Below are 12,500 nucleotides of genomic sequence, written 5' to 3'. Positions count from 1 at the left end.
TTTGAAAGTTCTTTTTATGGCAACAGGTACAGTTAAGTGGTTCAATGATTCCAAAGGTTTTGGCTTCATCACTCCAGATGACGGCGGCGAAGATTTGTTTGCTCACTTCTCCGCAATCAACATGAACGGTTTCAAGACCCTCAAAGAAGGTCAAAAAGTTCAATTCGAAGTCACGCAAGGCCCTAAAGGCAAGCAAGCTTCCAACATCCAAGCAGCCTAAGCATCGCCGGCCCTCAGATGTGAAAAACCCCGTTGTCAAACGGGGTTTTTTTTCGTCCGCAGGGTGCGCTGACCCTGCCCTGCCCCTCGTGTTACATGTGCTCGATCATTACCTCGCCGAAACCGGAGCACGACACTTGCGTCGCGCCCTCCATCAGGCGGGCGAAATCGTAGGTGACGCGCTTCGAGGCAATCGATTTCTGCATCGATGAAATGACCAGGTCGGCCGCTTCCAGCCAGCCCATGTGGCGCAGCATCATTTCCGCCGACAGGATCAAGGAACCGGGGTTCACGTAATCCTTGCCCGCATACTTCGGTGCCGTGCCGTGCGTCGCCTCGAACATGGCGACGGAGTCGGACAGGTTGGCGCCCGGTGCGATGCCGATGCCGCCCACTTGCGCCGCCAGCGCATCGGAAATGTAATCGCCGTTCAAATTCAAGGTGGCGATGACGCTGTATTCGGCCGGACGCAGCAGGATTTGTTGTAGGAACGCGTCAGCGATGGAATCCTTGACGATAATGTCGCGGCCCGTCTTTGGATTCTTGAACTTGCACCAAGGACCGCCATCGATCAGTTCGGCGCCGAATTCCTTTTGCGCCAGCGCATACGCCCAGTCGCGGAAGCCGCCTTCCGTGTACTTCATGATGTTGCCTTTGTGCACGATCGTCACGGATGGCTTGTCATTGTCGATCGCGTACTGGATGGCCTTGCGCACCAAGCGCTCGGTGCCTTCGATGGACACGGGCTTGATGCCCAGGCCCGAGGTGGCCGGGAAGCGGATCTTGGTTACACCCATTTCATTGATCAGGAAATCCATCAATTTCTTGGCTTCGGGCGAGCCTTGCTGGTATTCGATGCCGGCGTAGATGTCTTCCGAGTTTTCACGGAAAATCACCATGTCGGTCTTTTCCGGCTCTTTCACGGGCGACGGCACGCCCGTGAAGTAGCGCACGGGACGCAGGCAGACATACAGGTCCAGCTGCTGGCGCAGCGCCACGTTCAGCGAGCGGATGCCGCCGCCGACGGGCGTGGTCAGCGGGCCCTTGATGGAGACGACGTAATCTTTCAGTACGGCCAACGTTTCTTCCGGCAGCCACACATCGGGGCCGTACACATTCGTCGATTTTTCACCCGCATAGATTTCCATCCAGCTAATCTTGCGCGCGCCGCCATAAGCCTTGGCCACGGCAGCGTCGATCACCTTGATCATGACCGGGCTGATATCGATGCCCGTGCCATCGCCTTCAATGAAGGGAACGATAGGATTATCTGGTACATTCAGCGAAAAATCAGCGTTGACGGTGATTTTTTGGCCGTCAGCAGGTACAGTGATATGTTGATACATCGTGATCTCCGAAGTGGGACACACCGCTGGCGGGCAACACAGGCCGGCGACGCGCTCTGCGGTTGCAGAGTTTACAAAAACAAGTCCGAACATGGCGGCAACAACGCACTTTAGCAGGGAAAGAACACCCGGGCCATCTGCATCGCAATGCAGAATGCAGCGCCAAAGAAGCGTATCGCCACGCTGGCACCAAGTCTTCTATAAGACATAAGACTATCGTTTCACATTATGCACCAGTATCTCACAGGGCGCCACGCATTTGCGGCGCCAACCAGCGGCCACCATCGTTTGCATCAATTCATTTATCAGCATGCCACTCATTCTCTTCAATAAACCATTCCAGGTCTTGTGCCAATTTTCGCCGCAGGACGGCCGCCTCACCCTGGCTGATCATTTGACCATTCCCGGCATCTACCCGGCCGGTCGGCTCGACGCCGACAGCGAAGGCTTGCTGCTGCTGACCGACGACGGCCGCCTGCAACACGAGATCAGCCACCCCGACCGCAAGGAAGCGAAAACCTACCTGGTGCAGGTCGATGGCGTGCCCGACGCGGCCAGCCTGGCGCGCCTGCAGGCGCCGCTGGACCTGGGCGACTTCGTCACCAAGCCATGCAAGGCCGTGCGCATCGCCGAGCCGGACTGGCTATGGCCCCGCAACCCGCCCATCCGCGCGCGCGCCGACAAACCGACCTCGTGGCTGGCGATCACCTTGAAAGAAGGAAAAAACCGGCAAGTGCGGCGCATGACGGCTGCCGTCGGCCTGCCGACCCTGCGCCTGGTGCGCAGCGCCATCGGTCCGTTCTCGCTGGCCAGCCACCCGCTGCTGCCTGGCGAGTGGTGCGAAGTGCCGGCCGAGAACATTGGAAAAGCGTGAGCAGGCCAAGAAAAGATGGCGTCTGCACTAAAATTTTGCCAGTAAGCACTATTTATTTTTAGATAATGCATTAAAATCATCCCACCTTAACATGACGGAAAAGGAAAGATGATGATAAAAGTAATACTGACGCTGGCCGCCTCCCTGCTTGCCGGCGCCGCATTGGCGCAATCGGGTGCCAAGGTACATGCTTCCGCAGCGACCGATGCCGTCAAACCGCCCCCCGCATCGGCAACCAGCCATGCCTCGGCCGCGACCGATGCGCCGCGCCTGATTCCCCAGGCGCGCAAGTCGAAGCAGCCAGCATCTGAAGCAGGCAAGCCCGTGAAATAAACGTTGTCCCCGGGGTTACAACAACTATGTTGCTGTAACCCCACGCTTTCGGCGCGGCCAAGCAGCAGGCTTGACCGGGCGGCTGCCTGCATGGCTTAATCGCCGCTTCGCAGCCACCGTCCCGCTCCATGAAAACTTCCCTTCGCCATCTCAGCCTGTCCATCGCCCTGATGGCTTGCGCCAGCATTGCGCTCGCGCAAACATCGCCAGGCAAGAGCTTGCAGCTCTCGGCCGGCATGCATTTGATCCAGGCGGAAATCGCCGCCACGCAAGAGCAACGCGAACAAGGCTTGATGTACCGCGAAAAGATGCCGATGAATGCGGGCATGCTGTTCGTCTTTGGCAACCCGTCGACGCAATGCATGTGGATGAAAAATACGCCGCTCCCCCTGTCGGTGGCCTTTATCGATGCCGGCGGCAAGATCGTCAATATCGAAGACATGCAAGCGCACACGCTCGACAGCCATTGCTCCACGAAGACCGTGCCCGTGCGCTATGCGCTGGAAATGAACCTGGGCTGGTTCAAGCAAAAGAATATCAAACCGGGTATGAACATCGGCAATTTGCCCGCCTTGCGCTAAGCTGTGGCGGCCGGCAGCGGGCCGCTGCCGGAAAACGCAGCCGAAGATGGCCATGAAAAGTACGCGCGCACGCGAAAAAACCCGCCAGAACGAATCTGCGGGTTTTTGCTTTTCAACCAGTGCCAGCGTACCGGCACAGGCAAGGCCACCTTGGTGGCTTGCCTGCTGGCGAATATTAAGCGGACAGTGCTTTCAAAGCAGCTGCCAGACGGCTCTTATGGCGAGCTGCCTTGTTTTTGTGGATGATCTTCTTGTCAGCGATACGGTCGATGGTCGACACGGATGCTTGGAAGATTGCAGCAGCAGCTGCCTTGTCGCCACCTTGGATCGCTTTGCGAGCAGCTTTGATAGCCGTGCGCAAGGTCGAACGTTGGGACGAATTGTGTGCGTTTTGCTTAACTGCTTGACGAGCGCGTTTGCGCGCTTGTGCGGTATTTGCCATGGAATTTCCTAAAACAGGGTCAAAGTGCGTTTGCAAACATTAGTGTTTGCCAACCGGTGCGTTCTGTGCGTCTGCCGAACCATGTGTGCCAAACCAGTGCCTGTCAAACATTAGTGTCTGCGTAACAGAATTCTGTACAGCCTTCGATTATAGCGATATTTTCAAGCGGGGGCAAATCAAAAAACCGTGTGTGACGCCAAAAACACCTGAAAATGGGCCTGGCAACGGTGAATCAACAGCGATTGTTACCATATTTTAAGCGGTTTCCAGGGCCATGCCCGGCTATAATCTGCCCCCATGAACTTGCTTAAAACCCTTGCCGCCATCTCCAGCATGACCATGCTGTCCCGTGTAACCGGATTATTGCGCGAAAGCCTGTTCGCGCGCGCCTTTGGCGCCGGCGCCTACACGGACGCCTTCATTGTTGCCTTCCGCATCCCGAACCTGTTGCGCCGCCTGTTTGCCGAGGGCGCGTTCTCGCAAGCCTTCGTGCCGATCTTGTCGGAATACAAGAACCAGCATGGACAGGAAGCCAGCAAACAATTGGCCGACCATGTGGCCACCACCCTGGTCTGGGCCACCTTGCTGGTCTCCGCCATCGGCATCGTCGGCGCGCCGTGGTTCGTGTACGCCATCGCCACGGGTCTGACCAAAGATGCCGGCGCTTTTGATGCGGCCGTGTGGATGACACGGCTGATGTTCCCTTATATTACCTGCATGTCTTTCGTGGCCTTGGCCGGCGGCATTTTAAATACATGGCGCGAATTCAAGATTCCCGCGTTTACGCCAGTGTTGCTCAATTTGTCATTCATCGCCGCCTCGCTGTTCCTCGCGCCGCACTTGAAACAGCCGATCTACGCCATGGCCATTGCCGTGTTCACCGGCGGCTTGCTGCAAGTGGCCATCCAGATTCCCGCCCTGATCAAGATCGGCATGCTGCCGCGCCTGTCGCTCAATCCCGCCATCGGCCTGTCCGACGGCGGCGTGCGCCGCGTGCTGAAAAAGATGGGACCGGCCGTCTTCGCCGTCTCGGCAGCCCAGATCAGTCTGATGATCAACACCAGCATCGCGTCGCGCCTGGCCGAAGGCAGCATTTCCTGGCTGTCGTATGCGGACCGCCTGATGGAGTTCCCGACCGCCATGCTGGGCGTGGCCCTGGGCACCATTTTGCTGCCCAGCCTGTCGAAGGCGAATGTGGATGGCGACAAGACGGAATACTCGGCCCTGCTGGACTGGGGCTTGCGCCTGACTTTCCTGTTGGCACTGCCCGCCGCTGTCGGCATGGCGACCCTGGCCACGCCACTGATCGCCACGCTCTTTCACTACGGCAAGTTTACAGCCGAATCCGTGACCATGTCGACGCAGCCGCTGGTGGCCTACAGCCTGGGTCTGATCGGCATTATCTTGGTGAAAACCCTGGCGCCCGCGTTCTATGCGCGCCAGGACATCCGCACGCCCGTGAAAATCGCCATCGGCGTGCTGATCGCCACACAGCTGATGAATTTGTTGTTCGTGCCCTACATCGCCGTGGCCGGCCTGGCCCTGTCGATCGGCGTGGGCGCTTGCCTGAACGCCAGCTTCCTGTACTGGGGCTTGCGCAAGCGCGGCATCTACCAGCCGAAACCGGGCTGGGCCAAGTTCTTCCTGCGCCTGCTGCCAGCACTCATCGTGATGGGCTGCGTGGCGTATGTTGGCGCCGTGCGCATCGACTGGATCGCCATGCAAGCACATCCGCTGTTGCGGGCCGGTGCGCTGGCCCTGGTGGTGAGCCTGTGCGGCGTGGCGTACTTTGCCACGCTATTGCTCGTTGGCTTCCGCTTCCGTGACTTCAAGCGCCACGCCTAAGCACATGCGCGGGACGGTGTTGCCAGCGTCACGCCTTGCGCACATGAGCCAGACGAAAAAAAACCCGCCGAGGCGGGTTTTTTTCACTGCGGCGAAAGCTTAGTCAGCTTTCTTGGCGCGGCGGCGTGCCACGGCACCAACCAGCGCCAGGCCACCCAACAGCATGCCGTAGGTTTCTGGTTCTGGTACTGGCAGGGCCGAAACCGTGCCTACGTACTGCACATTTTTTACCAGGGTCAGGCCCGAGACTTGCACCGTGTAGTTACCTGCAGCCAATTGACCTGCCCAGCTCAGATTCTGGATGCCGCTAGCCGTGCTCTTGTCCAAGCTGCCATAGCCGACCAGGGTAGCGGCGAAATCCTTGATCGCGCCGTTAGCAACGGAGAACGTTTGCAATGCACCAAACGAGGTCGACGATGGGGCCAGCAACTGGAAAGTCCACGAATCATTGATCTGCGAATTGATGGCGAACTTGGTCGTGAAAGCCGACAGGGTGTCGGAACCGGTCGGGTCCAGGATACCCAGGTCGTAGGTTGCCGCCGACGCGCTGAACGATGCTGCTGCCAGAATGCCTGCAGCGATAAATTTCAATTTCATAGCTTATTCCTTAAAAAGTAATTTATGGCTGCAATGCGCAGGCCACCAATAGTTTTAGTACCGGAAGTACTGATAAGGATGGTAGCATAAATGCATTGAATTACTTATAAATATTTTATCGAAGTTTCATTTAATACAAGTATTTTCATAGTGAAATATTTGCCAGTACCTATGACTTTCTTGGTGAAAATAGTTACTCGTGCATTGATCTGTTTTTACTCCGCTTTACGGTGAAATCGCCGGCTCGGCCGGGCTATCCGAAGAATTATGAGGTTCAAGCAGGTCAACAGGCTCTGGCGGCAGCTCTTCTTGCGGTGAGGCAATAGGCTTGAAAAACAACGGTGACTCCGGCAAGGCGGGTGCGATGGCAAACGCCTCGCCCGCCGGCATGGCTGAATCCGCCGCAGCTAGGGTGGCTTGCACTTGTGCATCGACCATGAAGTGCCACTCCGAAAAATGGGCCTTGCCTTCGAAGCCGGCAAACCGCACATCGAAATTGCCAATTTTTAATGGCTCTGCCTTTGACAGGCTGTGGACACCAATGATGCCGTTAGTGCCGGGCTGGTACAGCAAGCCCCACTCGGCGCGTCCCGTGATGGGGTCGACATACAGCTTGCGCAGATGGCGGCGCACCTGCGGAAAGCGGGGATCGCGCAGCAAGGCGGCCAGATTCGGCGGCTGCTGCGGCTGGCCGGCAGGCGTGGCACCCGCGTAGCTCTGCAGCGCATCGGCAAACTGCGCACCGATGTCGAGCAACTCCTGTTCGACCGCCTGGCGCTGCAGCAGCGAGCCCATCTTCAGGCCAGCCGCCCCCACGAGGCCCAGGATGGCCACCAGGATGATCAGGCCCAGGTAAGTAAAACCGCGCTGGCGGCATGCAGAACAGTGCACGGCAGCTACCAGTCGGCGAACGGCGTGCCGGCGCGGTCCTTGCCGGGCGCGCCGCTTTTCACGTCATACACCTGGCCCGGCGTATCGTCGGGCGGTGGCACGATGACCCAGCTGGCATCGCTGTCCGTGATGGGATCGATGGGCATGGCGCGCAAGTATTTTTTTTCTACCAATTGCTCCAAAGTATCGGGATAACGGCCCGTATCGCCATGAAACTGATCGATGGTGGCGCGCAGGTTGCGCAAGTTGTCCGCCAGCACAGTTTCCTTCGCCTTGTCGAGACTGGGAAAGTAACGGGGCACGGCCAGGGTCAGCAGCAGCGCCACGATACCGAGCACCACCAGCAATTCGATCAGGGTAAAGCCGTGCCTACGGGCAGGAAGGATTTCAGCGGGCATGGTTCACCATAGACGATAAGGCACGTTGTTCAAGCCGGTCTTGCCGGATGTGCAATACACGTCGTACACATCGTCGCCCTCGCGCGGCGCGGCCGCTTCGCTGGCGTAGCTGCGCTTGCCCCAGGTTTGCGCATCGCTCAGGCCCGCGTCCGCGTTGAACGGGTCGCGCGGCACGCGGCGCAGGAAAAACAGCTTGCTGCGCTTCGGGTTGCGCTGGTCCGACACGCCCTCGACCAGCAGTTCCAGGCTTTTCGGGTAACCGCTGGCGTCGGGCGCACGCAGGATGCGGCCCTCGTCGCCAGCGCGTTTATAGGCGTCGAGCCCCTGGCGGATCTCGCGCAGCGCGCGCCGCAATTCCTGCTCCTGGCGCCGCTGCACCGTCACCTGCGTAACAGGGATCACCAAGGTGGCCAGCACGCCCAGGATGGCCAGGGTCACCAGCACCTCGATCAGGGTGAAGCCGCCCTGCCCACCCTGCGCACACGCCAGTCTCATTTGGCGACCGGCACCGGCTGGCCCGACGACAGCGGCAAGGGCGCCGCCTGCAGCGGCACGGGCTGGTCGGACGATATTGGCAAAGGCGACGCGGCCGGCTCGGGCGACGGCAATACTTCCGGCGCGGGCACCGTCTGCGGCAATGTCTGCGGCAAGGTCGATGGCACCTGGCCGGGCGCCATCAGCGGCTGCGCGGGCGCCGGCTGCATGCCGACGGCGGACGGGCCGGAACGCACGATCAGCGTGCCCGGCATCTGCGTGGGCGCCTTGGCCGCCATGTCGGGACGGCGGCGGAAGCTGCCTTCCGTTCCGGCCGAAAATTCCGACTCCTTCGCTTCCGGGCGCTGCACCGTGCGCACCAGGTGCGGCGTAATCGACAGCACGATTTCCGTCTTCTGGCTGTCGTCCTTGCTGCTGCCGAACAGGCGTCCCAGCACGGGTATGTCGCCCAGGCCAGGCACCTTGTTGCCCGAGCTGCGCTCTTCATTGTTGATCAGGCCCGCCAGCACCTGGTTTTCGCCATCCTTCAATTGCAGCATGGTCGACGCCTGGCGCGTGCCGATCTGGTACAGGGTCGAGCCGCTCCTGGTAATGGTGGCCGCGCCCAGGTTGCTCACTTCGAGCGAGATGCGGATGCCCACTTCATTATTCAAATAGATGGTCGGCTCGGCGTTCACCGTCAAGCCCACGTCCAGGTAGCTGACGGATTCGGAAGCAAAGCCGCCCGTCCCCGGTGAAATGGTGGTGGTCACCACCGGCACCCTGTCGCCGATGACGAACTTCGCCTTTTCCCGGTTGCGCACACGGATGCGCGGGTTGGCCAGGATGTTCGCGTCGCCATCCTTCTTGTTGACATTCGCCGTCACGGACAGGTCGCTCACGCCGATGCTGCGCTGGTTCAGCTTATTCAAGTCATTGATGGTCAAGCCTATCCCGCCCGAGGTGGAAAGCGGCGTCAGGGTCAGGCTCGTTGGCCAGGCCACGCCCAGTTCCAGCAGACGGCTGCGCTTGACTTCGAGGATTTCCAACTCCAGCACCACTTCCGCCTCGGGCACATCCTGCAGCGCGATCAGGCGCTCGGCCAGGCGGATCGCCTCGGGCGTGTCGCGCACGATGACCAGGTTGAGCTTTTCATCGGCCACCACGTCGCGCGTCTTCAAAATAGTCTTGAGCGTGTTGGCCACCTGCTTGGCGTCCGCGTTCGCCAGGAAGAAGGTTTTCACCAGCACTTCCTGGTATTCCTTCAATTTCGCCGCCACGTTCGGATAAATCAAAATCGTGTTCGCATCCATCACCTGCTGCTCCAGCTGGTTCGTCACCAGCAGGAAGTAGACGGCCGATTCCACCGTGCTGTTTTTCAGGAAGATCGAGGTTTTCGCATCGGCCTTGACATCCTTGTCGAAGACGAAATTAAGACCGGAGCGGCGCGCAATCAGTTCGAACACTTGTTTTAAAGGCGCGTCGCGAAATTCGATGGTGATCGGCTGCTTGTACGACCTGGCCAGGCCCGATTCGACGATAGGCGGCGCCGTCTTTTCATCGACGTCGCGCAGCAGCGCGCGCGCGCCCGCATGGTTCGGCTGCTCGGTGAGGATAGCGTTCAGGCGCTGGCGCGCCGGGTCGTATTGTTTTGCCTCCAACGCCGTGCGTGCATCAGCCAGCAATTTCCCCTGGCGCTGCTCACGTTCGAGCGCGCGCAAGCCGCTGTTGGCCCGCTCGTTCTGTGCATCGATTTCCAGCACGCTCAAAAAGCCCGCGCGCGCCAGGTCGCCCTGCCCCGCCTGTGCCTGGCGCTCGGCCTGCTGCAGCCGGCTGCCCGTGGCCCGTTCGCGCGCCTGCAGGTAGGCACTGCGGTATTGCGCGTTGCCGGGGTCTTGCTGCAGCGCTTCCTGCAGCTTTTGCAGGCCGGCCGGGATGTTATCTTGCGCAATCAGCTCGCGCCCGTCGCGGTAGGCTTGCTGCCCGGCGCAGCCGGCCAGCAGCACCAGCAGTACCAGCAACGGCGCCGATGAAAAAGAACGAGACATCACTCGAGTACTCCAATGTTGAGCTGTTGAACCTGGTTCAACGGCAGATAAGTGAGCGTCATGACGGGCGGCGCGATCGTCACAACCTTGTAGGCGCCATCGATGACGGTATTGGCGCGCACGATATACGTCTTGTCGGCGCGCGACAAAAACACTTCCCAGGCGCCGTCGGCGGCTGCCTTGCCCAGGTAGACGAAGGGCAGCGGCGGCGCCATCGGCGCCGGTGGTGGCGGCGCGGCGGTCACCACCATTTTCGGTGGCGGCGGGGTCCAGTTCTGGCTCTGAAAAACGCCACCGGCGCCGCCAAAGGTCTCGCCCTCCTCGCCCGCCACTTCACTGCGCGGCAGCAGGGCCAGAATGGCCGGCTGCGCGGCTGGCGGCCTGGCGGACGCATGGCGCGCCGGCGCGACGGCCCGCTCGACCGCTTCGGCCACCTCGGCCACGGGCTGGCGCTCACCGAACAGCAGCAAGGCGCCCGCGCCCAGCACGCCGGCCAGCATGAGCCAATGGCGCGGGGTCATGGCGCCTCTCCCGCGCTGTCAGGCAACGCATCGGTCAAATAAAACGTCAGGCGCAAGCGCGCTTCGAGTTCCGTATCGGCGATCTGCTCGCGGCGAAAACTCAGTTCATCGAGCGAGGCGAAGGGCGCGGCGCGCAGCGCTTGCAGCGCGAACTGCCACACGGCCGCATAACTGCCCTTCAGCGGCAAGGTCACCTGCCAGGTGGCCACGCGGCTGGCCTTGTCATAACCGCTCTTGTAATCGCCTTGCGCCAGCAGCAAACCGTTTTTCGCGGCCAAGTCGAACAGCTGCTTGACTTGCTGTTCCGCGTGGCGCTGCTGTCCCAGGGTGGCATAAAAGCGCGCCAGGTTCTCGCTGGCCGTCGCCGGCGGCACCGAGGCCGCCACGGCCAGCGATGGCTGCGGCAAGGGCCGCGCTTCCAGCTGCGCCGCCACGGCGCGCTGCTGCCACGCCCAGGCCCAGGCGCCCATGCCCAGCGCGAGCAAGGCCACGGCCAGGCAGGCGGGCGCGCCCAGGCGGCGCAACAGCAGTTGCGCGCGCAGACGCACGATCGAGAGGTCGATGGCCATCATGGCGTGCCCCAGCGCGCTTCGAGCTGGAAGCGCAAGGGTTTGTTCGGATCGAGCGCATTGATTTCATGACGCAGCAGCTGCACCCTGGTGCCGAACAGCTCCTGCTGTTTCAATTGCGCGATGTAGGCCACCATGGCGTCGCTGCCGGTCGTCTCGGCCGTGATCTTCAGCACGCGCTTGCGCGCATCCGGTTCCAGTGCCAGCAGCGCGATGCCGGGCGGCGTGGCGCTGGCCAGCGCATCCTGCACGTCGCGCCACGGCAAGTTCAATTGCAGGATGGCCGCATTCACGGCCGCCGCCTGCGCCGGCGCGATGGGCGCTTGCGGTACAAGCGCCGGTCCCTGCGTGGCGACCATCACACGCTGCTGCGCCAGTTGCCAGCGTGCCTCGTTTGCCTGCTGGCGCTGCAGCGCGGCGTTGCCACTGTACACCGCCGTGACAGTCAGCCCCACGCCCAGCGCGCCGATACACCACGCCCACGCGGGCACGCGGTGCAGGCTGCGGCGCCAGCCTGGTGGCGCGAAATCGATATCCAGGCGCGTCATGCCACGCCTCCGCTGCGGGCCAGCCGGGCGGCTGGCGACAAGGCGCCTTCCCCGTACGGCATCGCGAAAATCTGGCAGTTGAACTCTTTCGCCGGCGCCAGCCAGCCCGCTGGCGCCGCGCCGCACAGTTGCAGCAAGCCTGGAGCTTCCACACCGTGCAGCAGCGCCTCGCGCGCCAACGTCTGCACCAGCCAGCCATGGCTGGCGTCTGGGGGCACGGGCAGCGCGCGCACGGCGCGTAAATAACCATCCTGCCGCACGCCCAAGGTCAAGACGTTCTCCTGAAACTGGCCAAACCAGGCGCCCGGTTTCAACGCACCGTGCCAGCGGTTCCAGTGGCGCGTGAATTGCGGCGTAATGAAAATCAGGGCCAGCTTGCGTGCGGCCGCCACGCGCGTCAGCTGCGCCAGCAGTGCACGGGGCACGGCGCAAAAGAACGGTGTGCGCGCATCCCAGGCACTGCTGCTGTGCCACAGGCCTGGCGCATCGCCATACAGCGACTGGAAGCGTAGCGCGGCGGCGGCCTCGATATCGGCCAGTCGCGCGGCGCCTTGCGGCATGTCCACCTGCCACAGGCGTGCCAAGCCATCGTCGAGCACCACGGACAGGGGCCAGCCGGCGTATTCATCCACCGGCAGCAGCTGTTCCAATGCCTGTCCCAGGACAGCGAAGTCGCCATGCAGCATGTCGTCCGGCACATACGCGGCTTCACCCAGCAAGGTCCAGGCGGGCGCGCGCCAGCGGCTGCTACGCCACAGGCTCACTGTGCCCGCCGCCACGCCCAGGCGTAGTCCATGTCCCAAACTCAACTTCG

The 12,500-nt window shown here is 61.3% G+C and carries 16 protein-coding genes; 5 read left to right on the top strand and 11 right to left on the bottom strand.

Annotation, left to right across the window (positions count from 1 at the left end; translation table 11 throughout):
- Positions 1 to 16: 16 nt before the first annotated feature.
- The gene (gene cspE, locus ACP7DE_RS14920) at positions 17 to 220 is read left to right on the top strand and encodes a transcription antiterminator/RNA stability regulator CspE (protein ID WP_010395943.1); all 204 of its coding nucleotides are present in this window, start codon (positions 17 to 19) and stop codon (positions 218 to 220) included.
- Between the two features lie 91 nt (positions 221 to 311).
- On the opposite strand, the gene icd is transcribed toward cspE, so the two are convergent.
- Positions 312 to 1,565 (bottom strand): NADP-dependent isocitrate dehydrogenase, encoded by a 1,254-nt coding sequence (gene icd, locus ACP7DE_RS14915; RefSeq protein ID WP_426072827.1) that lies wholly within the window; start codon positions 1,563 to 1,565, stop codon positions 312 to 314.
- Positions 1,566 to 1,875: 310 nt separating this feature from the next.
- On the opposite strand from icd, the gene ACP7DE_RS14910 reads away from it, so the two are divergent.
- From ACP7DE_RS14910 to ACP7DE_RS14900, 3 genes are all read left to right on the top strand, one after another.
- Complete coding sequence (locus ACP7DE_RS14910; RefSeq protein WP_426072826.1) at positions 1,876 to 2,439, top strand: pseudouridine synthase; 564 nt, start codon at positions 1,876 to 1,878, stop codon at positions 2,437 to 2,439.
- Between the two features lie 108 nt (positions 2,440 to 2,547).
- Entirely contained in the window at positions 2,548 to 2,772 is a 225-nt protein-coding gene (locus tag ACP7DE_RS14905; protein ID WP_426072825.1) for a hypothetical protein, read from the top strand.
- A 128-nt stretch (positions 2,773 to 2,900) separates the two neighbouring features.
- The gene (locus ACP7DE_RS14900) at positions 2,901 to 3,353 is read left to right on the top strand and encodes a DUF192 domain-containing protein (protein ID WP_426072824.1); all 453 of its coding nucleotides are present in this window, start codon (positions 2,901 to 2,903) and stop codon (positions 3,351 to 3,353) included.
- A 175-nt stretch (positions 3,354 to 3,528) separates the two neighbouring features.
- Here the strand turns inward: ACP7DE_RS14900 and rpsT are convergent, their stop codons facing one another.
- Positions 3,529 to 3,795, bottom strand: a complete 267-nt coding sequence (rpsT, locus tag ACP7DE_RS14895; RefSeq protein WP_010395935.1) for a 30S ribosomal protein S20 — start codon at positions 3,793 to 3,795, stop codon at positions 3,529 to 3,531.
- Between the two features lie 297 nt (positions 3,796 to 4,092).
- Between rpsT and murJ the strand changes: the two genes are divergently transcribed.
- Entirely contained in the window at positions 4,093 to 5,640 is a 1,548-nt protein-coding gene (murJ, locus tag ACP7DE_RS14890; protein WP_426072823.1) for a murein biosynthesis integral membrane protein MurJ, read from the top strand.
- 99 nt (positions 5,641 to 5,739) lie between these two features.
- Here murJ and ACP7DE_RS14885 read toward each other — a convergent pair whose 3' ends face one another.
- From ACP7DE_RS14885 to ACP7DE_RS14845, 9 genes are all read right to left on the bottom strand, one after another.
- Entirely contained in the window at positions 5,740 to 6,237 is a 498-nt protein-coding gene (locus ACP7DE_RS14885) for an FxDxF family PEP-CTERM protein (protein ID WP_426072822.1), read from the bottom strand.
- Positions 6,238 to 6,462: 225 nt separating this feature from the next.
- Positions 6,463 to 7,128 carry a type II secretion system protein gene (locus ACP7DE_RS14880; RefSeq protein WP_426072821.1) on the bottom strand — a complete coding sequence of 222 codons (666 nt, stop codon included), beginning with the start codon at positions 7,126 to 7,128 and terminating at the stop codon, positions 6,463 to 6,465.
- A gap of 5 nt (positions 7,129 to 7,133) precedes the next feature.
- Complete coding sequence (locus ACP7DE_RS14875; RefSeq protein WP_426072820.1) at positions 7,134 to 7,526, bottom strand: type II secretion system protein; 393 nt, start codon at positions 7,524 to 7,526, stop codon at positions 7,134 to 7,136.
- 3 nt (positions 7,527 to 7,529) lie between these two features.
- A complete protein-coding gene (locus tag ACP7DE_RS14870; RefSeq protein WP_426072819.1) occupies positions 7,530 to 8,021 on the bottom strand; it encodes a type II secretion system protein in 492 nt (163 codons plus the stop codon).
- A complete protein-coding gene (locus ACP7DE_RS14865; protein WP_426072860.1) occupies positions 8,018 to 10,048 on the bottom strand; it encodes a secretin N-terminal domain-containing protein in 2,031 nt (676 codons plus the stop codon). The genes ACP7DE_RS14870 and ACP7DE_RS14865 overlap by 4 nt, the downstream gene beginning before the upstream one ends.
- Positions 10,048 to 10,569: a hypothetical protein gene (locus ACP7DE_RS14860; RefSeq protein WP_426072818.1), complete on the bottom strand. Its 522-nt coding sequence runs from the start codon at positions 10,567 to 10,569 to the stop codon at positions 10,048 to 10,050. The genes ACP7DE_RS14865 and ACP7DE_RS14860 overlap by 1 nt, the downstream gene beginning before the upstream one ends.
- Positions 10,566 to 11,141, bottom strand: a complete 576-nt coding sequence (locus ACP7DE_RS14855; protein WP_426072817.1) for a hypothetical protein — start codon at positions 11,139 to 11,141, stop codon at positions 10,566 to 10,568. The genes ACP7DE_RS14860 and ACP7DE_RS14855 overlap by 4 nt, the downstream gene beginning before the upstream one ends.
- Entirely contained in the window at positions 11,138 to 11,686 is a 549-nt protein-coding gene (locus ACP7DE_RS14850) for a hypothetical protein (RefSeq protein WP_426072816.1), read from the bottom strand. The genes ACP7DE_RS14855 and ACP7DE_RS14850 overlap by 4 nt, the downstream gene beginning before the upstream one ends.
- Complete coding sequence (locus tag ACP7DE_RS14845; RefSeq protein ID WP_426072815.1) at positions 11,683 to 12,495, bottom strand: hypothetical protein; 813 nt, start codon at positions 12,493 to 12,495, stop codon at positions 11,683 to 11,685. Before ACP7DE_RS14845 ends, ACP7DE_RS14850 begins: the two co-directional genes overlap by 4 nt.
- Between the last annotated feature and the right edge of the window lie 5 nt (positions 12,496 to 12,500).

Origin of the sequence: Janthinobacterium sp. DSP2-3-3 (genome assembly GCF_049897325.1) — a bacterium.
GTDB lineage: Bacteria > Pseudomonadota > Gammaproteobacteria > Burkholderiales > Burkholderiaceae_D > Janthinobacterium.
The sequence above is the reverse complement of the archived record's forward strand: the minus strand, read 5'-3'. Positions and strand labels throughout refer to the sequence as shown.